Annotated in this window: 18 protein-coding genes; 4 read left to right on the top strand and 14 right to left on the bottom strand. The window is 69.7% G+C overall.

From position 1 onward, the window contains the following. Window positions 1-313: 313 nt before the first annotated feature. From pstB to ACWCQ6_RS22680, 12 genes are all read right to left on the bottom strand, one after another. Window positions 314-1,090 (bottom strand): phosphate ABC transporter ATP-binding protein PstB, encoded by a 777-nt coding sequence (gene pstB, locus ACWCQ6_RS22735; RefSeq protein WP_451091884.1) that lies wholly within the window; start codon window positions 1,088-1,090, stop codon window positions 314-316. A gap of 28 nt (window positions 1,091-1,118) precedes the next feature. Further along, complete coding sequence (gene pstA, locus ACWCQ6_RS22730; protein ID WP_451091882.1) at window positions 1,119-2,204, bottom strand: phosphate ABC transporter permease PstA; 1,086 nt, start codon at window positions 2,202-2,204, stop codon at window positions 1,119-1,121. Next, a complete protein-coding gene (gene pstC, locus ACWCQ6_RS22725) occupies window positions 2,201-3,196 on the bottom strand; it encodes a phosphate ABC transporter permease subunit PstC (RefSeq protein ID WP_451091880.1) in 996 nt (331 codons plus the stop codon). The genes pstA and pstC overlap by 4 nt, the downstream gene beginning before the upstream one ends. A gap of 144 nt (window positions 3,197-3,340) precedes the next feature. Then, window positions 3,341-4,474: a phosphate ABC transporter substrate-binding protein PstS gene (gene pstS, locus ACWCQ6_RS22720; RefSeq protein ID WP_451091878.1), complete on the bottom strand. Its 1,134-nt coding sequence runs from the start codon at window positions 4,472-4,474 to the stop codon at window positions 3,341-3,343. A gap of 187 nt (window positions 4,475-4,661) precedes the next feature. Next, a complete protein-coding gene (locus ACWCQ6_RS22715) occupies window positions 4,662-5,108 on the bottom strand; it encodes an NUDIX hydrolase (RefSeq protein WP_451091876.1) in 447 nt (148 codons plus the stop codon). Beyond that, window positions 5,105-6,103, bottom strand: coding sequence for a CHAD domain-containing protein (locus ACWCQ6_RS22710; protein WP_451091874.1), 999 nt, complete (start codon window positions 6,101-6,103; stop codon window positions 5,105-5,107). The genes ACWCQ6_RS22715 and ACWCQ6_RS22710 overlap by 4 nt, the downstream gene beginning before the upstream one ends. Beyond that, the gene (locus tag ACWCQ6_RS22705) at window positions 6,090-8,366 is read right to left on the bottom strand and encodes an RNA degradosome polyphosphate kinase (protein ID WP_451091871.1); all 2,277 of its coding nucleotides are present in this window, start codon (window positions 8,364-8,366) and stop codon (window positions 6,090-6,092) included. The genes ACWCQ6_RS22710 and ACWCQ6_RS22705 overlap by 14 nt, the downstream gene beginning before the upstream one ends. 272 nt (window positions 8,367-8,638) lie before the next feature. Then, window positions 8,639-9,607 carry an ABC transporter permease gene (locus ACWCQ6_RS22700; protein WP_451091869.1) on the bottom strand — a complete coding sequence of 323 codons (969 nt, stop codon included), beginning with the start codon at window positions 9,605-9,607 and terminating at the stop codon, window positions 8,639-8,641. Further along, window positions 9,604-10,509 (bottom strand): ABC transporter ATP-binding protein, encoded by a 906-nt coding sequence (locus ACWCQ6_RS22695; protein ID WP_451091867.1) that lies wholly within the window; start codon window positions 10,507-10,509, stop codon window positions 9,604-9,606. Before ACWCQ6_RS22695 ends, ACWCQ6_RS22700 begins: the two co-directional genes overlap by 4 nt. Further along, window positions 10,506-10,916 (bottom strand): GntR family transcriptional regulator, encoded by a 411-nt coding sequence (locus ACWCQ6_RS22690; protein WP_451091865.1) that lies wholly within the window; start codon window positions 10,914-10,916, stop codon window positions 10,506-10,508. The genes ACWCQ6_RS22695 and ACWCQ6_RS22690 overlap by 4 nt, the downstream gene beginning before the upstream one ends. 104 nt (window positions 10,917-11,020) lie before the next feature. Continuing rightward, on the bottom strand, window positions 11,021-11,944 hold the full coding sequence (gene mshD, locus ACWCQ6_RS22685; RefSeq protein WP_451091863.1) for a mycothiol synthase: 924 nt from the start codon (window positions 11,942-11,944) through the stop codon (window positions 11,021-11,023). Window positions 11,945-12,002: 58 nt separating this feature from the next. After that, window positions 12,003-13,097 carry a PDDEXK nuclease domain-containing protein gene (locus ACWCQ6_RS22680; protein ID WP_451091861.1) on the bottom strand — a complete coding sequence of 365 codons (1,095 nt, stop codon included), beginning with the start codon at window positions 13,095-13,097 and terminating at the stop codon, window positions 12,003-12,005. Window positions 13,098-13,293: 196 nt separating this feature from the next. Between ACWCQ6_RS22680 and ACWCQ6_RS22675 the strand changes: the two genes are divergently transcribed. Then, on the top strand, window positions 13,294-15,144 hold the full coding sequence (locus tag ACWCQ6_RS22675) for a bifunctional metallophosphatase/5'-nucleotidase (protein ID WP_451091859.1): 1,851 nt from the start codon (window positions 13,294-13,296) through the stop codon (window positions 15,142-15,144). 79 nt (window positions 15,145-15,223) lie between these two features. Here ACWCQ6_RS22675 and ACWCQ6_RS22670 read toward each other — a convergent pair whose 3' ends face one another. Further along, window positions 15,224-15,682, bottom strand: coding sequence for an ATP-binding protein (locus ACWCQ6_RS22670; RefSeq protein ID WP_451091857.1), 459 nt, complete (start codon window positions 15,680-15,682; stop codon window positions 15,224-15,226). A 244-nt stretch (window positions 15,683-15,926) separates the two neighbouring features. On the opposite strand from ACWCQ6_RS22670, the gene ACWCQ6_RS22665 reads away from it, so the two are divergent. The 3 genes from ACWCQ6_RS22665 to ACWCQ6_RS22655 all read left to right on the top strand — a co-directional run bounded on the left by ACWCQ6_RS22665 (window position 15,927) and on the right by ACWCQ6_RS22655 (window position 17,441). After that, window positions 15,927-16,778, top strand: coding sequence for a helix-turn-helix domain-containing protein (locus ACWCQ6_RS22665; RefSeq protein WP_451091916.1), 852 nt, complete (start codon window positions 15,927-15,929; stop codon window positions 16,776-16,778). A 13-nt stretch (window positions 16,779-16,791) separates the two neighbouring features. After that, window positions 16,792-16,986 (top strand): DUF397 domain-containing protein, encoded by a 195-nt coding sequence (locus ACWCQ6_RS22660; RefSeq protein WP_451091855.1) that lies wholly within the window; start codon window positions 16,792-16,794, stop codon window positions 16,984-16,986. Window positions 16,987-17,285: 299 nt separating this feature from the next. Next, window positions 17,286-17,441 (top strand): hypothetical protein, encoded by a 156-nt coding sequence (locus ACWCQ6_RS22655; protein ID WP_451091853.1) that lies wholly within the window; start codon window positions 17,286-17,288, stop codon window positions 17,439-17,441. A 274-nt stretch (window positions 17,442-17,715) separates the two neighbouring features. On the opposite strand, the gene ACWCQ6_RS22650 is transcribed toward ACWCQ6_RS22655, so the two are convergent. Continuing rightward, window positions 17,716-18,558: an oxidoreductase gene (locus ACWCQ6_RS22650; RefSeq protein WP_451091851.1), complete on the bottom strand. Its 843-nt coding sequence runs from the start codon at window positions 18,556-18,558 to the stop codon at window positions 17,716-17,718. Window positions 18,559-18,604 lie beyond the last annotated feature (46 nt).

Genomic DNA, 18,604 nt, shown 5'->3' with positions numbered 1-18,604 from the left:
GCGGTCACGGCGGTACGGAAACGGGGCCGCCCCCACTCCCTTCACGGGGAGCGGGGGCGGCCCCTTCGCCTTGCGGTGGCACCGCCATGCAGCACCTCAAGGCAGTTCTGGGGACGAGGCCGGTTCGCCCAAGGGGCGAAACGGTCCGCCGGTGGAGACCCACCACCGGGCGCGACCACCCACACCCCCGGGCCGCGTCGGCCCCGTAGCCGGGCGACTTGGGGCGTGTTTCGAAAGTCCCGCCCGGTCGGGGGCGCCTGGTGCGCGCCCGACCCCGCCCTCCGGGCGGACGACGCTGCTTTCGAAACACGCCCTAACCGAAGCGGCCCGAGATGTAGTCCTCGGTGGCCTGGACGGACGGGTTGGAGAAGATGCGTTCCGTCTCGTCGATCTCGATGAGCTTGCCGGGCTTGCCGACCGCCGCGAGGTTGAAGAAGGCCGTGCGGTCCGAGACCCGGGCCGCCTGCTGCATGTTGTGGGTCACGATGACGATCGTGAAGCGTTCCTTCAGCTCGCCGATCAGGTCCTCGATGGCGAGGGTGGAGATCGGGTCCAGGGCGGAGCACGGCTCGTCCATCAGCAGCACCTCCGGCTCGACCGCGATCGCGCGGGCGATGCACAGACGCTGCTGCTGACCGCCGGAGAGACCGGAGCCGGGCTTGTTCAGCCGGTCCTTGACCTCGTTCCAGAGGTTGGCGCCGCGCAGCGACTTCTCGACGATGTCGGTCAGCTCGCTCTTCTTGTACGAGCCGTTCAGCCTGAGGCCGGCGGCGACGTTGTCGAAGATCGACATGGTCGGGAACGGGTTCGGGCGCTGGAAGACCATGCCGACCGTGCGGCGCACGGTGACCGGGTCGACGTTCGCCCCGTACAGGTTCTCGTCGTCCAGCAGCACCTTGCCCTCGACGCGGCCACCGGGGGTGACCTCGTGCATGCGGTTCAGGGTGCGCAGGAAGGTGGACTTGCCGCAGCCGGACGGGCCGATGAAGGCGGTCACGGAGCGGGGCTCCACGGTCATCGAGATGTCCTCGATGGCGAGGTGGGAGCCGTAGTAGGCGGACAGGCCGCTGACGTCGATGCGCTTGGCCATCTGAATCACTGCTTCTTTCGTGCCGCGGTCAGCGGCCGGTCTTCGGGGCCTTCCAGCGGGCGATGCCGCGGGCCACCAGGTTGAGGATCATGACGAAGGCGATCAGAACCAGCGCAGCGGCCCAGGCACGGTCGTACGACTGGTCGGTACCGACCTTGTACTGCTCCCAGATGTAGAAGGGGAGCGAGGACTGCGCGCCTTGGAACGGGTTGGTGTTGATCAGCTGGCTGCCGAAGACCAGCAGCATGATCGGCGCGGTCTCACCGGCGATGCGGGCGATCGCGAGCATCACACCGGTGGTTATGCCGCCTATCGCGGTCGGGAGGACGACCTTCAGGATGGTGCGCCACTTCGGGACGCCGAGGGCGAGCGATGCCTCGCGCAGCTCGTTCGGGACGAGCTTGAGCATCTCCTCGGTGGAGCGGACCACGACCGGCATCATCAGGATCGTGAGCGCCAGCGCGCCCATCAGGCCGGACGGCTGGGTATGCGTCATCAGCATGATCGACAGGATGAAGAGACCCGCGACGATGGACGGGATGCCCGTCATGACGTCGACGAAGAAGGTCACGGCCCTGGCCAGGGCGCCCTTGCCGTACTCCACCAGGTAGATGGCGGTCAGCATGCCGATCGGGGCGGCGATCAGGGTGGCGATGCCGACCTGCTCCAGCGTTCCGATCAGCGCGTGGTAGACACCGCCGCTCGGCTCGGAGCCGAGCACGCCGGCCATGGAGTGGGTCAGGAAGTAGACGTCCAGGCGCTCCGCGCCGCGGCTGATCGTCGTCCACAACAGCGAGGCGAGCGGAACGACGGCCAGCAGGAAGCAGACCCAGACGATGCTGGTGGCGAGCCGGTCCTTGGCCTGGCGCCGGTTCTCGACGACCGAGGTCGTGATGTACGAGATGACGACGAAGAGGAGGGCGGAGACCAGCCCCCACTGGGTGCGGCTCTGCCAGCCCGCCGCCAGGCCGGTGCCCACGCCCAGCGCGAGCGCGACGGCCGCGAAGGCGAAGGGGGCCCAGCGGGGCAGTGCCCGGCTGCTCAGGCTCGTCGAGCGCGTGGGCGCCGTCGGGGCGGGGCGTTCCTGTATGCCGGTGTTGGCTGCCTGGCTCATGCGTTGGCCCCCGAGTATTCCTTGCGGCGGGCGATGATCAGCCGGGCCGCGCCGTTGACCAGCAGGGTGAGGACGAAGAGTACGAGGCCGGAGGCGATCAGGGCGTCACGCCCGAACTCGTCGGCCTCGTCGAACTTCGCGGCGATGTTCTGGGCGAAGGTGCCGCCACCCGGGTTGAGCAGGTGCCCGGAGATGACGAAGCTCGGCGACAGGACCGTGGCGACGGCCATCGTCTCGCCGAGCGCGCGGCCCAGGCCCAGCATCGAGGCGGAGATCACGCCGGAGCGGCCGAAGGGGAGCACCGAGAGGCGGATGACCTCCCAGCGGGTGGCGCCCAGCGCGAGGGCGGCTTCCTCGTTCATCCTCGGGACCTGGAGGAAGACCTCGCGGCTGACGCTGGTCACGATCGGCAGGATCATGATCGCGAGCAGGATGCCGACGGTGAAGAGCGAGCGGGCGACGCCGACCTCGGTCTTCTCGAAGATGTACGTCCAGCCGAAGAACTGGTCGAGCCAGAGGTTCAGGCCCTCCAGGTACGGGACGAGTACGAGGGCGCCCCAGATGCCGTACACGATGCTCGGCACTGCGGCGAGCAGATCGACGACGTACGCGAGGGGTGCGGCCAGCTTGCGCGGCGCGTAGTGCGAGATGAACAGGGCGATGCCGACGGCGACCGGGACGGCGATGGCCATCGCGATGACCGAGCTGACGACCGTGCCGAAGAGGAGGACCGCGATGCCGAAGACCGGCGGGTCGCCGGCCGGGTTCCAGTCGAAGGTGGTGAAGAAGTTGCCTTCGTTCTTGGAGATGGCGAGCGAGGCGCGGTAGGTCAGGAACACGGCGATCGAGGCCATGATCACGAGCAGCAGAATGCCCGAGCCCCTGGAGAGGCCCAGGAAGATCTTGTCGCCCACGCGGCCGGACTTGGTCCCGGCACGCTTGAGCGCCACCGGCGGGGCCGGCGGCTTGTCTATCGGTGTGGTGGAAGCCATGGTCTTTCCGGTCTGTGTGGGGGAGCGGTCCAGCTCCCCTGGCGGCGGTGCACCGGATGGGTGGTGGCGGACCGGTCCGGAGGGGTGCACCGGACCGGTCCGCCGGATGTTGCCTGTGTTGCTGGTGGCGCTTGCGCGTCCTGGTTACGAGAGGGAGGCGATGGTCTCGCGGACCTTGCTGTTGATCTCGGCCGGGATCGGCGCGTAGCCGGCCTCGGTGAGGAGCTTCTGGCCCTCGTCACTGGCGGTGTAGTTCAGGAAGGACTTGACCGTGGGAAGGGTCTCGGCCTTGTTGCCCTTGTCGCAGACGATCTCGTACGTCACCAGGACGATCGGGTAGGCACCCTCGGCCTTGGTCGTGTAGTCGATGTCCAGCGCCAGGTCCTTGCCGGTGCCCTTGATCTTGGCGGCGGCGATGGCCTTGGAGGCGTTCTCCGGGGTGGCCTCGACCGGGGCGCCGCTACCGGTGTCGATGTCGACGGTGGAGATCGACTGCGAGGTGGCGTAGCTGAGCTCGAAGTAGCCGATCGAGCCGTCGACCTGCTTCACCTGGGCGGCGACACCGGCGGAGCCGGACGCGGCCTGGCCACCGGGGGCCGGCCACTTCTTCTCGGCCTCGTACTTCCAGTCGTTCGGGGCGGCCGCGCCGAGGTACTTGCCGAGGTTCTGCGTGGTGCCGGAGTCCTCGGAGCGGTGGAAGGCCTGGATGTCCTTGTCCGGGAGCTTCGCGTCGCTGTTGAGCTTGGCGATCGCCGGGTCGTTCCACTTCTTGATCTTGCCGTCGAAGATCTTGGCGAGCGTGGGGGCGTCCAGCGTGAGGTTGTCGACACCCTCCAGGTGGTAGCCGATGGCGATCGGGCCGCCGACCATCGGGAGGTTGATGCCCTGGCCGCCCTTGCAGATCTTCTTCGATTCGGCGACCTCCTCGGGCTTCAGCGCCGAGTCGGAGCCGGCGAAGCCGACCGTGCCCTGGTTGAAGGCGACGATGCCCTCGCCGGAGGAGGACGACTTGTAGTTGATCTCCACGCCGGAGCAGCCGGCCATGTAGTTCTTGGCCCAGAGGTCCATCGCGTTCTTCTGCGCGCTGGAGCCGGAGGCGGGCAGCTGGCCCTTGGCGTCGTCACACTTGATGTTCGACGCGGCGCTCGTCTTGCCGCCGTTGCCGCCGGCCGTGCCGCTGTTGTCGTCCGAACCGCACGCCGTGAGGACCAGGGCGCCGGAGACGGCGAGGGCACCGAGCGCGGTGGCACGAAGCCGGTTCTTGCGCTGAAGCTTCACTTTTCGGGTGTTCCTTCCAGGAGCCGCCGAGGTCTTGTTCGTTCTACGACGGCGTGCGATGTGGTGGGTGCTCCGGCGTTGCGCCGCGCACCGTGCACTGCCGAAGTTAGGCAGAACAGGTGAAGCGGCCTACGGGGGAGAGTGAACGGGAGGTGAACCATGTCGGACGGCGCGGTTCTGGACCGGATCAGGCGCCGGGCAGGATCGAGAGCAGGGCGTCCAGCAGATCCCGGTCGCGGGGCTGGGTGAGGCGGGTCCGGGCCGCCGCCGGGGGGAGCCAGCTCACCCGGTCGACCTCGCTGCCGGGCACGAAGGAGCCGCCGGTCGCCTCGGCCGCCCAGTAGGCGACCTCCTTGGGCCGGCCGTTCGCGAGATAGCGGACCGTGGGGAGCGGGGCTCCGGGGGCGCAGTGGTGGCCGGTCTCCTCCAGGACCTCGCGCCGGGCGGCGTCCAGCGCCGGCTCGCCGCGCTTCAGCTTGCCCTTGGGGTGCGACCAGTCGTCGTAACGGGGCCGGTGGACCAGGCAGATCTCCAGCTCGCCGGAGCGCTCCGAGCGGCGCCACAGCACGCACCCCGCGGCGAGCACCGGCCCGTTCGCGGTGCGCCCGCCGCGGGCGCCCACCGCCGGACTCATGGTGCGGTCACGGCCGCGGCGGTGTACGGCCAGCTCGCCCGGAACACGCCGCGGGCCGCCTCCACCGCATGGCGCTGATCGGCGTGGAGCACCCCCAGGGCGTACGCGGTCGCGGGTGCGATGCGGGGCGTGCGGGCCGCCGACGCCGCCGCGGCGGCCGCCTCCGAGGCGTCCCGGTGCAGATCGAGCGCGCGGCCCGGCGCGGCCAGGACCGGATCGGGGGCGCCCCGCACCACCTCGTGGGCGTACCGGTGCAGCCGCAGCAGCAGCCGGGTCCGGTGCCAGGGCGCGTCCTGCGCCTCGTTGTACGGCTCGACCGCCTGGCCGGAGGGGAGCGCCGCCACCGCGCTGAGCAGTTGCTGTTCGGCCCGGTCGGCGGGCCCGTGCAGCATCTCCTCGGCCTGGGCCGCGGCCGCCGGGGCGAGCGGGACCTCCGAGGCGAGCAGCGCGACGGCGTCGGCCACCGCGTGGAAGCGGGAGGAGCCGAGCGCCTGGAGCGCGGCGGAGTGGGCGCGGGTCCGGGCGAGGGTCAGCTGCCGTTCGAGGAGGGCTCCGGCGCGGGCCGCGCCGACGCCGAGGGCGGCGCGCTCCTTGTCGGCGGCGCTGTCGGCGCCGGCCCCGTTGCAGGCGGTGGGCAGCGAGGTGCCGGACAGGGCGTGCAGCGCTTCGAGGAGCCGGCCCAGCCGGGTCGCGTAGGCGTGTTCCCTGGCCAGGGTGCCCGAGAGCCAGGCAAGTTCGGTACGGAGCTGCTCGGCCCAAGTGGTGTCCAGCGCCACCCGGAAGGTGTGCAGTGTGCCGCTGATCCGGCGCGAGGAGCGGCACAGTGCGCCGGCGGCCTCCTCGGCTCCGTGGGTTCCGGCGTCCGTGGGGGCGCTGTTCTCGCGGTGCAGGCGCAGGCTGCGGAGGAATTCGGCGGCCTGTTCCTGAAGGTAGGGCGCGAGCACCGCGCCTGCCGTGAGGTCCGCCTGCGTCGTCTGGTGGTCATGGCGTCGCACGCCGGCGCCTCCGGGCGTCAATGAGCATTTCCTGTACGTGCCGCAGCGGCTGGCCGTCCCCGTCCGTGGCGTGCCGGGTCCAGTTCCCGTCGGGACCCAGGTGCCAGGAGGAGGTGGTGTCGGCCATGCCGGTCTCCAGGAGACGGTTGAGTGCGGCGCGGTGGGCGGGATCGGTGACCCGGACCAGTGCTTCGATCCGGCGGTCGAGGTTGCGGTGCATCATGTCGGCGCTGCCGAGCCACACTTCGGGTTCGCCGCCGTTGCCGAAGGCGAAGACCCGGGAGTGTTCGAGGAAGCGGCCCAGTACCGAGCGGACCCGGATGTTCTCGGAGAGACCGGCGACGCCGGGGCGGATCGCGCAGATGCCGCGTACCCAGACGTCCACCGGCACGCCGGCCGTCGCGGCCCGGTAGCAGGCGTCGATGACGGCCTCGTCGACCATCGAGTTGACCTTGATGCGGACGTAGGCGGACCGTCCGGCCCGCTGGTGGGTGATCTCCTTGTTGATCCGGGCGATCAGCCCGTCCCGCAGGGATTTCGGGGCGACCAGGAGCCGGCGGTAGGTCTCGCGGCGGGAGTAGCCGGAGAGCCGGTTGAAGAGGTCGGAGAGGTCCGCGCCGACCTGCGGGTCCGCGGTCAGCAGGCCGAGGTCCTCGTAGAGCCGGGCCGTCTTGGGGTGGTAGTTGCCGGTGCCGACGTGGGAGTAGCGGCGCAGGGTGTCGCCCTCCTGCCGGACGACGAGCGAGAGCTTGCAGTGGGTCTTGAGGCCGACGAGGCCGTAGACGACATGGCAGCCCGACTCCTCCAGCTTCCGCGCCCACTTGATGTTGGCCTGCTCGTCGAAGCGGGCCTTGATCTCCACGAGTACCAGGACCTGCTTGCCGGACTCGGCGGCGTCGATGAGGGCGTCCACTATCGGTGAGTCGCCCGAGGTCCGGTACAGGGTCTGCTTGATGGCGAGGACGTCGGGGTCGCCGGCGGCCTGCTCCAGGAAGGCCTGTACGGAGGTGGAGAACGAGTCGTACGGGTGGTGCAGGAGCACGTCGCGTTCGCGCAGCGCGGCGAAGATGTCGGGCGCGGAGGCGGATTCGACCTCGGCGAGATCGCGGTGGGTGCCGGCGATGAACCTGGGGAACTTCAGCTCGGGCCGGTCCAGCGAGGCTATGCCGAAGAGCCCGGTCAGATCGAGCGGTCCGGGCAGCGGGTAGACCTCGGCGTCGGACACCTTCAGCTCGCGCACCAGCAGGTCCAGTACGTACGGGTCGATGGACTCCTCGACCTCCAGGCGGACCGGCGGGCCGAAGCGGCGCCGCATGAGCTCCTTCTCCAGGGCCTTGAGGAGGTTCTCGGCGTCGTCCTCCTCGACCTCCAGGTCCTCGTTCCTGGTGACCCGGAACATGTGGTGGGCGAGGACCTCCATGCCCGGGAAGAGCTCTTCGAGGTGGGCGGCGATGACGTCCTCTATGGGCACGTACCGCTGCGGCGACGCCTCAAGGAAGCGGGTCAGCAGCGGCGGCACCTTGACCCGGGCGAAGTGGCGGTGGCCGCTGACCGGGTTGCGCACGACGACGGCGAGGTTGAGCGAGAGCCCCGAGATGTACGGGAAGGGGTGCGCCGGGTCGACGGCGAGGGGGGTCAGCACGGGAAAGACGCGCTGCCGGAAGAAGGTGAACAGCCGGGCCTGTTCCTTCTCGGTCAGCTCGGGCCAGCGGATCAGCTGGATGCCCTCGTCCGAGAGTGCGGGAGCCACGTCCTGCTGGAAGCAGGCGGCGTGCCGGGCCATGAGTTCGCGCGAGCGGGTCCAGATCAGGTCCAGGACCTCGCGGGGCTGGAGTCCGGAGGCGGAACGGGTGGCGACGCCGGTGGCGATACGGCGCTTCAGACCGGCCACCCGGACCATGAAGAACTCGTCGAGGTTCGAGGCGAAGATGGCGAGGAAATTAGCCCTTTCGAGTAGGGGGGTCGCCGGGTCCTCGGCCAGTTCCAGCACCCGTTCGTTGAACGCGAGCCAACTGCGCTCGCGGTCCAGGAAGCGGCCCTGGGGCAGCTCGTCGCCGTCGACATCGGGCTCGTACGCGTCGACGTCGGCGTCGAGATCGGGATCCAGGTCGGCCGCGGTCGACAGTGCGCCGCCGTTGGACGCGGTGGCGACAGCACGCGGCCGGTGCGCGGCGAGCAAGCCGACCGACGGCTGCACGGCGGAGCCGACCGACGGCTGCACGGTGGACTGGACCGGTACCTCGGAGCTGGGCTGCTGGCTCATGGCCCTATTGTTCCGCGCGAATGGCTCAAAGGGCGCGCCGGAGGGCTCGGAGATCGCGGGGAACGCACGGTTGACGTCGTTCGTGCGGTCTCCGCCGGGATTTCTCCCGTTGCGGGAGGTCGGCACAGCTGGCTGCATTTTGAGAGCGTCGCAAGCGCTTCTGAATGGCTGGTAACGGCGACATGACGTGCAGGAAGCGGTGTGCGGTGCGCGGATTGGTCATACGAACAGATTCCGGGCCCCGGGGGAGGGGCCCGGAATCGGTTCGGACATCAGCCGTGGCGGTGGCGCAGCACCCGGAAGGCGAGGGCGACGGCGAGGGCGGCCAGGGCGAGCAGGATGCCGGTCTCGACGAGCTGGAGGGGCCAGAAGTGCGAGGCGGGGTGGTAGTCCACGAACGAGGTGACGCCGCCGAGCTCGCGCATGCAGGCGGTGGGCTCGGCCGCCGCCCCGGACCCTCGGCAGTCCGTCCAGCGCACGGCTTTGCCGGAGGCGGTGAGCATGCCGGAGTCGATAAACCAGGAACCGCCCCCGGCCGGGCCGTTCCCGAGCAGCCGGACGGTCGGCCAGAGGCTGTCGCGCACATGGTTCAGGACCATCACCAGCGGGACGTACACGAGCACGGTCACGACCATCGCGGCGACGGTGCGCCGCAGCAGCAGCCCGGTGAGCGTGCCGAGGGCCAGCATGCACAGGGCGTAGCCGAGGGGGACGGTGCCGATCGAGCCGTACATCTCGCGGAAGTACCACGGCGACGCCTCGTGGCCCGCGTTCTCCCGCGTACGGGCCCAGGCGCAGACGGCCGACAGCACGGAGACGGAGACCAGCGTCACCACGGTGGGTACGGCGAGCTTGGCGGCGAGCCAGCGGGCGGGCGTCACGGACTGTGTCCACGCCAGCTTGTACGTGCCGCTCTCCAGCTCGCGGGCGATGACCGGCCCGGCCACGAAGATCCCTACGGACGCGGGCAGAACCATCATCAGCAGGCCCGACCAGTCGAGGACCTTCTGCATCCACAGCTGACGGTCGAGATACGCGTCGACCGTGTCACCGCAGTCGGGCGTCGTGTGCATGACCGAGCAGCCCGAGGCGGCGAAGGCGTCCACGACATGCTCGGTCCACAGCCAGGTGCCGACGAGAACGGCGAGGGCCAGGACAGGAAGCACTCCCATGAGCCACAGGGCCCATCGGTGCTGGGCCACGACGACCCGTACCGGGCCCCGCAGGGCGATCGCGCTCATACGGCGGCCACCTCCCGGCCGGTCTCGACGGCCGCCGCGCTCGGCGTCAGCAGCGCCGGGGCCTTTGGCGACCGCAGATGCGCCAGCAGCAGTTCCTCCAGCGAGGGCTCGGTGGCCTCCCAGACGTCGGTGTCCACGGGTCCCTGCCTCCGTACGAGTGCGGTCTGCAGACGTCCCGCGGTGCGGGATTCGACGACGGTGTGCGGTCCGGTGTCCCGTACCGGGCCGGTGAGCAGGGTGTGCGCGGCGAGGAGGTCCTCCGTCTCGCCGCCGAGGCGGACCCGGCCGCCGTCGACGAGCAGGAGGTAGTCGCAGGTGCCCTCCAGCTCGGTGAGGAGGTGCGAGGACATCACGATGGTGGTGGAGTGCTCGGCGGCCTCCGCCATCAGGGCGCCCATCAGCTGATGGCGGGCGAGCGGGTCGAGGTCGGCCATCGGCTCGTCCAGCAGGAGCAGTTCGGGCCGCTTGCCCAGCGCGAGGGCCAGGGCGAGCCGGGTGCGCCGGCCGCCGGACAGGTCACGGACCCCGGCGTCGCGCGGGAGGTCCCCGGCGATGCGTTCGGCGGTGTCCTGGTCCCAGCTCGCGGGGTTCAGCTCGGCGCCCGCCCAGAGCGTCGCGGCGACCGTCAACTGCGGGTACAGCGGCTTGTCCTGGGCCACGAAGGCCACCCGGGCGCGGGCCTCGCCGGGGGCCGCGCCCAGCACTCGCACCGTCCCTTCCGACGGCCGTAGGAGGCCGGCCGCGAGGGCGAGCAGGGTGGACTTGCCCGCGCCGTTGGGCCCGACGAGGGCGCAGACCCGCCCGGCGGGCAGCCGGAAGGAGCAGTCGCGCAGCGCCCAGCCCCCGTTTCTGCTCCGGTACTTCATGCCGAGGCCGGTGGCCTCGATCGCAGCGCCTGTCATCCGGTCTGATCCCCCTCGAAAGTCCTGTCCAGTACGGCGGTGAAGAGCGCGCTCACGTCGTCCTTCTCCAGCCCGGCCGTGCGGGCCCGGCGGGTCCAGTCGGCGAGTTCGGCGCGCAGCGGTGCGTCGTCGGCGGCCGCCGCGCCGCCGAGGCCCCGGGTGACGAAGGTGCCGAGCCCGCGCCGGGCCTCGACGAGGCCCTCGCGCTCCAGCTCCCGGTAGGCCTTGAGCACGGTGTTCGGGTTGATGGCGGTGGCTTCGACGACCTCGCGCGCGGTGGGCAGCCGGTCGCCGGGCTCCAGCAGGCCGAGGCGGAGAGCCTGCTTGGTCTGCTGGACGATCTGGAGGTACGTGGCGACGCCGCTGCGCCGGTCGATGCGGTACTCGACCGCTGCGGACTCTGCCATGTTCCACCCTTTCACTAATTGAGTAGTGAAAGGGTGGTGCAAAGAAGGGGGCGGCGTCAAGCGACGCCGCCCCCGGGGGAGTTGGCCCTCTGCCGGTCCCTGGCTCAGGACTCCGTGCGGTACATCAGGTCCACCTCGTGCGTCGCGAAGCCCATCCGCTCGTAGACGGCCAGGGCCGCCTTGTTGTCCGCGTCCACGTAGAGCATCGCGGTCGGCAGCCCCTCGGCGGCCAGATGGCGCAGCCCGATCGCGGTGAGCGCCTTGCCGAGCCCGCCGCCCTGCGCGTCGGGCCGGATGCCGACGACGTACACCTCGCCGAGCTGCTCCTCCGCGTGCACCTTCGTCCAGTGGAAACCGATCAGCTCGCCGTCGCGCTCGGCCAGGAAGAACCCCTTCGGGTCGAACCACGGCTCCGCCTTGCGGTCGTCCAGGTCGCGCTGGGTCAGCGAACCCTGCTCCGGGTGGTGCGCGAAGGCGGCACCGTTCACCGTGAGCCAGGCGGCGTCGTCCTCGCCGGGCACGAAGGTGCGGATGGTGACGCCCGGCGGCAGCACCGGCTCGCCGATGTCCAGTGGGGCCAACGGGCGGCGCAGCTGGCGCAGTTCGCGGAAGAGCGAGAGGCCGAGGACCTGGGCGAGGTGCCGTGCCGCGGACTTCCCGCCGTGCGCCCACACCCGCAGCCGCTTCCCGGTCACGGCGAGCAGCGCCGCGCCCAGCGCCCGTCCGTGGCCCTGCCCGCGGTGCGCCGGATGCACGACCAGCTCGGCGGCCGGGGCCTCGACGGGGTCGGTGTCCTCCAGCTGTGCGTACCCGACCAGGTCCGGCCCGCTGCTCAGCAGCAGATGCCGCACCCCCTCGCGCCGCCCGCCGCGCAACTGCAGCCGCCCCTGCTCGGACACGGCCTGCCGGCCGTCGGACCGGGCCGCCTCGGCGAGCAGACCGGATACGGCTTCCGCCTGCTCGGGGGAGAGCACGTCGAGCGTCCGGATCTCGCGTCCGGGCGCGGGGAGGGGTACGTCAGTCGTCATGGTTACGAGCCTACGGGGGCGGGACGGGTACCGGGGCGGTGCGCGGGTGCTTCGGGACTCAGGCCGTGGTCCGCGGCGTGCTCAGTACGCCGTCGGCGATACGGGAGAGATCTTCGGCGCTGGGCAGCAGCTCGCGCACGCGGTCGGGCAGACCGGCGTAGGTGCTGACGGCCAGCGGCTGGTTGTAGCCGCGCAACGCGTACTCGACCATCGACCGGTCGCGGCTCTCGGCGATGAGAATGCCGATGGTGGGCCCGTCGGACTTCTTGTCCCGCACCAGATCGTCGACCACCGACACATAGAACCCGAGCTGCCCGAAGTGCTCGGGGTGAGCTTTTCGGGTCTTCAGTTCCAGCACGACGTAGCAGTGCAGCTTGCAGTGGTAGAAGAGCAGGTCGATGCGGTATTCACTGTCGCCCACGACCACGGGGTACTGGCGTCCCACGAAGGCGAAGCCCACGCCGAGCTCGGTGAGAAACCCGACGAGGTGGGCGACGAGAGCGTTCTCCAGATCCCGCTCCGTGTGCCGGCCGCCCAGTTCGGTGAAGTCGAGCCGGTACGGGTCCTTGATGATCTCCTTCGCGGCCTCGGACCGCTCGGGGATGACGGCGTCGAAATTGTTGATCGCGGCGGCGTGGGAGAGGTGCAGGGCGTGGTGGATCGCCGAGGTCAGATCGTCCCGGGACCAGCCGTTGCGGACTGCGTGCTGAATGTAGAAGTCCAGCGTGGGTCGGGTCTTGCACTTGTCCATGAGGACCTGGAGATGGGCCCAGGGCAATTGTCCAGCAGCCTGCTGGACAATTGGCTCCGGCCAGAGCCGGGCCATCTTCACCATGTAGTGCAGGCTGCTGCGGGAGAATCCCCGTTGGCCCGGGAACTCCGTGCGCAGCTCTGTCGCGATGCGGGCGATGACCTTGGCGCCCCACCTCTCCTCCCGCTGTCGCGCCAGGATCGTCCGCCCGATCTCCCAGTACATCTGGAGCATCTCGGTGTTGACCTTCAACTGGGCCCGCACATGCGCGCCGCGCACGATCGACTTCAGGTCGTCGATCATCTCGTGGAAGCCCGGCGGCAGTTCGGGTGCCCGCTGGCCAGGTACGACGGCCTTGGATTCCGGTTCGTTGTCCATGGCGTACAGGCTTGCGTCGTACATGCATGCCGGGACGTTTCTGCCCCCATAAGTGAGCCGTACGAGTGATGTGTGGCTATTTGGGGCCATACCCACCGCATGGCAACCAGTTCGTAACCCGCGAAACCTGTCGTGCTACGCGCGTTGACCCTAGGCTGCGCACGAAGTCTCCAGACTCGTCACCACTTTCGAATCTCCCGCTGAACTCACAAGGGGACCGATGTCAGCGACACCGCAGAAGAACCGCGCGTCCCGGCGGGTGCTCGCCGCCGCGGCCGGGCTCGCCACCGTCGGCGCGCTCGTCGCCGCGATGCCGGCCGGCGCCCAGGACCGCCATGGCCATGGACACGGTCACGGTCATGGGCACCACAAGCCGGACCGTACCGTCGACGTACAGCTGCTGTCCTTCAACGACCTGCACGGGAACCTGGAGCCGCCGGCCGGCTCGGCGGGCACGGTCACCGAGACGCAGGCCGACGGCACGACCAAGGCGATTCCGGCCGGTGGCGTCGAGTACCTCGCCTCCTCGCTGCGCACCGCGCGCAAGGGGCACCCGTACTCGATCACCGCGGCCGGCGGCGACATGGTGGGCGCGAGCCCGCTGCTGTCCGGTCTCTTCCACGACGAGCCGACCATCGAGGCGCTCAACAAGATCGACCTCGACGTGACGAGCGTGGGCAACCACGAGTTCGACGAGGGCGCCACCGAGCTGGCCCGCCTCCAGAACGGCGGCTGCCACCCGGTCGAGGGGTGCTACGAGCAGGACAAGAAGTTCAAGGGCGCCGACTTCCCCTACCTCGCCGCCAATGTGACGAACGAGAAGTCCGGCAGGCCGATCCTCAAGCCGTACACGGTCTGGAAGAAGAACGGCATCAAGGTCGGCTTCATCGGGGTGACCCTGGAGGGCACGCCGAACATCGTCACGGCCAACGGTGTCAAGGGCCTGAAGTTCCACGACGAGATCAAGACGATCAACAAGTACGCCAAGGAGCTGGACCGCCAGGGCGTCAAGTCCATCGTCGCGCTGATCCACGAGGGCGGGGCCCCGGCCTCCACCTCGTACAACTACGACTGCGACAGCTCCGGCGCCGGTGACGGCATCTCCGGGCCGATCACCGACATCGCCAAGGGCATCACGCCGAAGGTCGACGCCCTGGTCACGGGCCACACCCACCAGGCGTACGTGTGCACGATCCCGGACCCGGCGGGCAACCCGCGCATGGTCACCTCGGCGTCCTCCTTCGGCAAGCTCTACACCGAGACGACGCTCACCTACGACCGCCGCACCAAGGACATCGTGCGTACGTCGGTGAAGTCGGCCGGTGCCAAGAACCCGAAGGCGGCGAACCACGTCGTCAGCCGGGACCAGCCCAAGGCCGACGACATGACGGCCCTGATCGCCCGCTGGAACGCCCTCGCGGCGCCCATCGCGAACAAGCCGCAGGGCTACATCAGCGCCGACATCAACGGCCGCGGCTCCACGGCCCTGGAGAAGCCGCTCGGCGACCTGATCGCGGACGCCCAGCTGGAGGGCCTGGCCCCGGCGGACAAGGGCGGGGCGGTCGTCGCCCTCATGAACCCGGGCGGTATCCGCGCGGACCTGGTGTACGCGTCGGCCGACGGCAAGACCGACGGGGTGGTGACGTACGGGGAGGCCTTCACCGTGCAGCCCTTCACCAACATGATGAACGTCGTCGACCTGACCGGCGCCCAGCTGGTCGAGGCGCTTCAGCAGCAGGTCAGCGGCTCCAACGAGGCCAGCCCGAAGATCCTTCAGGTGTCCAAGGGCCTCACCTACACCCTGGACATGACGAAGACGGGCGCGGCCCGCGTGGTCACCGACACGATCAAGCTGAACGGCGAGGCGATCGACCCGGCCAAGAGCTACCGCGTCGCGATGAACGAGTTCCTGGCGGGCGGCGGCGACGGCTTCGCGGCGCTCGGCCAGGGCACGAACAAGCTGGTCGGCGCCTCCGACCTGGACCTGTTCAACGCCTACCTGGCGGCCCACTCCACGGCCGAGACCCCGCTGGCTCCGCCGGCGGCGGACCGGATCACGGTCATCAAGTAGTAACTCCCGTACGCGGATGAGCGGGGCGGTGGGCCGGCGGGCCCACCGCCCTTCCGCGTTTCCAGGGGTTCAGGGCGGTTCAGGGCGCCGACCCGGACCGCCCGAGCGTGAACCAGACCGCCTTCCGGTACGGGAAGCAGCCGCCCAGCACGGTCATCCCCCACGCGAACGCCAGCCGCTCCACGAGCAACAGCCCGCGCCCGCCCTCCTGTTCACGCACCTCCCGGAAGGCCGGTGGTTCGGGCAGGGCCCAGTGGTCGTCGTCCGCGACGGAGACGGTGACCTGCTTGCGCTGCACGGTCACGTGTACCCGGATCAGGGACGTACGCGTGTGGCGGTCGGCGTTGGTGACGATCTCCGTGACACACAGGCGCGCGTCGTCGACCAGACCGCGGTGTCTGCTGACGGTGAGCAGCGACGCGATGAAGTCACGCGAGAGTTTCGCGGCGCAGGACGTGTTCGGCGGGGCGAGCCGGTAGATCTCGCCGCCCTGCGGGTCCGGTGGCGAGGTGTATGCGGTGGCGTGGACGTGGGTCATGTCGTTCTCCCAACGCGATGCGGTGCGAGCGGTCGCGCTGCTCGTCGTCCGTGGCGATGGCCGTACGCATACGTGATCCAACACGTGGACGCACAGCTGCACTTCGGTCTACTGACGTACGGCGCGGTGTGTGAGAACGGTAGCGTGGGCGTATCAAGTGTTGTGGAGAAACCCATAATTCTTGCGAGAAGTGGACCCCTTCGAGGGATGTGGCCAGACTGGGTGTCGACAAGAGGAGAGGTTGATGCCACCGAGGAAGCCCCCTACCGCACGGCAGTGCCGACTGGGTGCGGAGCTGCGCAAGATGCGCGAGCGCGCCGGTCTGACGCCGACCGAGGCCGCGGCCCTGCTGGGCACGGACCGCACCACGATCAGCAACACCGAATCGGGGCGGTTCGGAGTGAGCGGCGCGCGGGTCCGCGCATGGGCCGGGCACTACGCATGCTCCGACGAGGCGTATGTCGACGCACTCGCCGCCATGGCCGAGGAACGGATAAAGGGCTGGTGGGAGGACTACCGCGGCGAGCTTTCCGGGAGCGCGCTCGACCTGGCGGAACTGGAGCATCACGCGGCGGGCTTCCGGTCGGTTCAGATCATGCATATGCCCGGCTTGCTTCAGACCGAGGACTACGTGCGTGCCGTCTACGCGGAGGCTCTGCCCGCGCCGACCCCGGCGAGTCTCCGGCGCAGGATCTCGCACCGATTGAGGCGCAGGGACGTTCTCGATCGGTCGAACCCGCCCGCCTGCACGTTCCTGGTCCACGAAGCGGCCCTGCGGATGCAGTTCGGCGGACGCAGGGTCGCTCGCGGGCAGCTTGAGCACCTTCTGAAGGAGTCGGAACGCGACAATGTCACCGTGCGAGTGATCCCGTTCGCGGTGGGTGGCTTTCCGAATGCAGGCAGCTCGACCCACTATGTCTACGGTCCGGTTCCGCAGCTCGACACCGTGCAGACGGATGCCCTGCTGGGCTCCGGGTTCGTCGACGCCGAGGCGCGGCTCCGGGTATTTCGGGCGGTGCTCGACCGGACGGAAGGGCGATCGCTCGATCCGCAGAGTTCGAGAGACTTCATCAAGGAAGTCGCAGAGCAAGTGTGAAGGCGTGAGAACCATGGGAATTCAGTGGCGAAAGTCGTCCAAGTCGGCCGATGCCGACGGTGACAACTGCCTGGAGCTCGCCGAGTGCGATGGCGAGATCCTCATGCGCGAGAGTGACAATCCGGACGTGATCATCCGTACGAGCCGTGCCAAGCTTCGCGCCTTCCTCGGTGGCGCGAAGGAAGGCGAGTTCGACGATCTGGCCTGAGCTGTCACGCTCTCGTTTCGGGCGGTTCCCATCGGCGCAGGTGGGGGCCGCCCGCTGCCGTTGCGGCGCACACTCGTCTCACTCGTTAGATATCGAACACTTGATACGGGCTCGCGTAAAACGCTAGCTTCGGGTTGTGCCTCCAGTCGGGTCGGCCACCCGGTGAGCGCTGCCTGGAGTGCGCAACTCCACTCGAATCTGCGCCATTTGAGTGGGGTTTCGAAGGCCTCCCTGCGCCCGCCGCTCGTCACGCCGGCTGCGGGCGCGGGGCGGTCCGATGGTGCGTCAGGAGGCAATCCGTGCTCGATCAGCAATCCCTGCCGTCCTCGGAGCGCGTGTTCTGGTGCGAGCGGGTCACGTACCGCTCGATGGGGGCCGACGAGATCGCCGAGGTGTCCCGGCACATGGCGCTCGACCCCGCCGAGGATCTGCTGCCGGAGCAGCCGCAGCGGTGAACCGGCGGCCGGGCGCGTGGCGACTGCGAACGTCTCGCGAAGGGCCGCGGGGTTCGGTCGCACTACGCATGTGGGTGGGGGCGCAGGGGGTGCGATCCGCGCGTTCGGCAGCCCGCGGGCCGCGTGCAGCACGATCTGCGCGCGCACCCGAAGCCGATGCTCGGTCTTGCGGCCCCACGCTGCCTTCTTCAACCGATGCAGCTCGGTGACGGTCGGGGATATCGGGCGGGCGGCGACGGGCATGGCAGGCAAGCCCACTTCCAGAGCCGACCAGTTAGCCGCGCAGGTCAGACAGGTCCTCGTCGCTGAGACTGAGATCGTTCGCCGCGAGGTTCTCCTCCAGGTGATCGAGTGAACCGGTGCCCGGAATCGCCAGCAGCGACGGCGAGGTCGCCAGCAGCGCGGCGAGCTGCACCTGCGTGGCGGTCGCGCCCAGGCGAGCTGCGACCTTGCCGAGCCGTTCGGCGTCCAGCGGACTGATGCCACCGCCGAGCGGGAAGTACGGCACGTACGCGATGCCCCCTTCCTCGCATCCCGCCAGCAGCCCCATGTCACTGGTGTACCGGTTCTGCACCGCCGCCACAGGCGCGATCTCCCGGGCCTCGGCGAACTGGACGGCGTCGACGTTACTGACGCCCAGGTGCCGGATCAGCCCCTCCGCGCGGAGCTCGGCCAGCACCGCGAAGCGTTCGGCGATCGACTCGCCGCCCGGCCCGGTCATCCCGCCCACCCGCAGATAGACCAGGTCGAGCCGGTCCAGCCCAAGAGAGCGCAGATCCGCCTCGACCAGGCCGCGCAGCTGATCAGGCGTCGCCTGCCCACTCGGCACACCGTCTGGCGTGGGCAGCGGCCCGACCTTCGTCGCGATCACCAGATCTTCACGGTACGGGGACAGCGCCCTCCGGATCAGCTCGTTGGCCCGCACCGCACCCCTGCGGTAGAAGCCGGCCGTGTCGATGTGGTTCACGCCCAGCTCCACGGAGCGCCGGAGCACCGCGATGCCGTTCTCAGGGTCTCGCGGCGGGCCGTCAAAGGTGCCTGCCGCCAGGCGCATCGCGCCGAAGCCGAGCCGGTTGATGGTCAGGTCTCCGCCGAGGGAGAACGTCTTGATCGTCATAAGGCTCATGGTGTCCGCCGCCACGACGCCCAGCGAGCTTGTGGCA

This window comes from Streptomyces sp. NPDC001880 (genome assembly GCF_053594575.1).
Note: the sequence above shows the minus strand (reverse complement) of the source record. Positions and strands in the feature narration are given on the sequence as shown.

Coding starts and splice junctions, on each gene's coding strand:
- ACWCQ6_RS22690 (WP_451091865.1), bottom strand. CDS start 10,916: ATGGCAGAGTCCGCAGCGGTCGAGTACCGCATCGACCGGCGCAGCGGC.
- ACWCQ6_RS22680 (WP_451091861.1), bottom strand. CDS start 13,097: ATGTACGACGCAAGCCTGTACGCCATGGACAACGAACCGGAATCCAAG.
- ACWCQ6_RS22675 (WP_451091859.1), top strand. CDS start 13,294: ATGTCAGCGACACCGCAGAAGAACCGCGCGTCCCGGCGGGTGCTCGCC.
- ACWCQ6_RS22715 (WP_451091876.1), bottom strand. CDS start 5,108: ATGAGTCCGGCGGTGGGCGCCCGCGGCGGGCGCACCGCGAACGGGCCG.
- ACWCQ6_RS22705 (WP_451091871.1), bottom strand. CDS start 8,366: ATGAGCCAGCAGCCCAGCTCCGAGGTACCGGTCCAGTCCACCGTGCAG.
- ACWCQ6_RS22650 (WP_451091851.1), bottom strand. CDS start 18,558: ATGACGATCAAGACGTTCTCCCTCGGCGGAGACCTGACCATCAACCGG.
- pstB (WP_451091884.1), bottom strand. CDS start 1,090: ATGGCCAAGCGCATCGACGTCAGCGGCCTGTCCGCCTACTACGGCTCC.
- ACWCQ6_RS22660 (WP_451091855.1), top strand. CDS start 16,792: ATGGGAATTCAGTGGCGAAAGTCGTCCAAGTCGGCCGATGCCGACGGT.
- pstA (WP_451091882.1), bottom strand. CDS start 2,204: ATGAGCCAGGCAGCCAACACCGGCATACAGGAACGCCCCGCCCCGACG.
- ACWCQ6_RS22670 (WP_451091857.1), bottom strand. CDS start 15,682: ATGACCCACGTCCACGCCACCGCATACACCTCGCCACCGGACCCGCAG.
- ACWCQ6_RS22700 (WP_451091869.1), bottom strand. CDS start 9,607: ATGAGCGCGATCGCCCTGCGGGGCCCGGTACGGGTCGTCGTGGCCCAG.
- ACWCQ6_RS22695 (WP_451091867.1), bottom strand. CDS start 10,509: ATGACAGGCGCTGCGATCGAGGCCACCGGCCTCGGCATGAAGTACCGG.
- mshD (WP_451091863.1), bottom strand. CDS start 11,944: ATGACGACTGACGTACCCCTCCCCGCGCCCGGACGCGAGATCCGGACG.
- pstC (WP_451091880.1), bottom strand. CDS start 3,196: ATGGCTTCCACCACACCGATAGACAAGCCGCCGGCCCCGCCGGTGGCG.
- ACWCQ6_RS22665 (WP_451091916.1), top strand. CDS start 15,927: ATGCCACCGAGGAAGCCCCCTACCGCACGGCAGTGCCGACTGGGTGCG.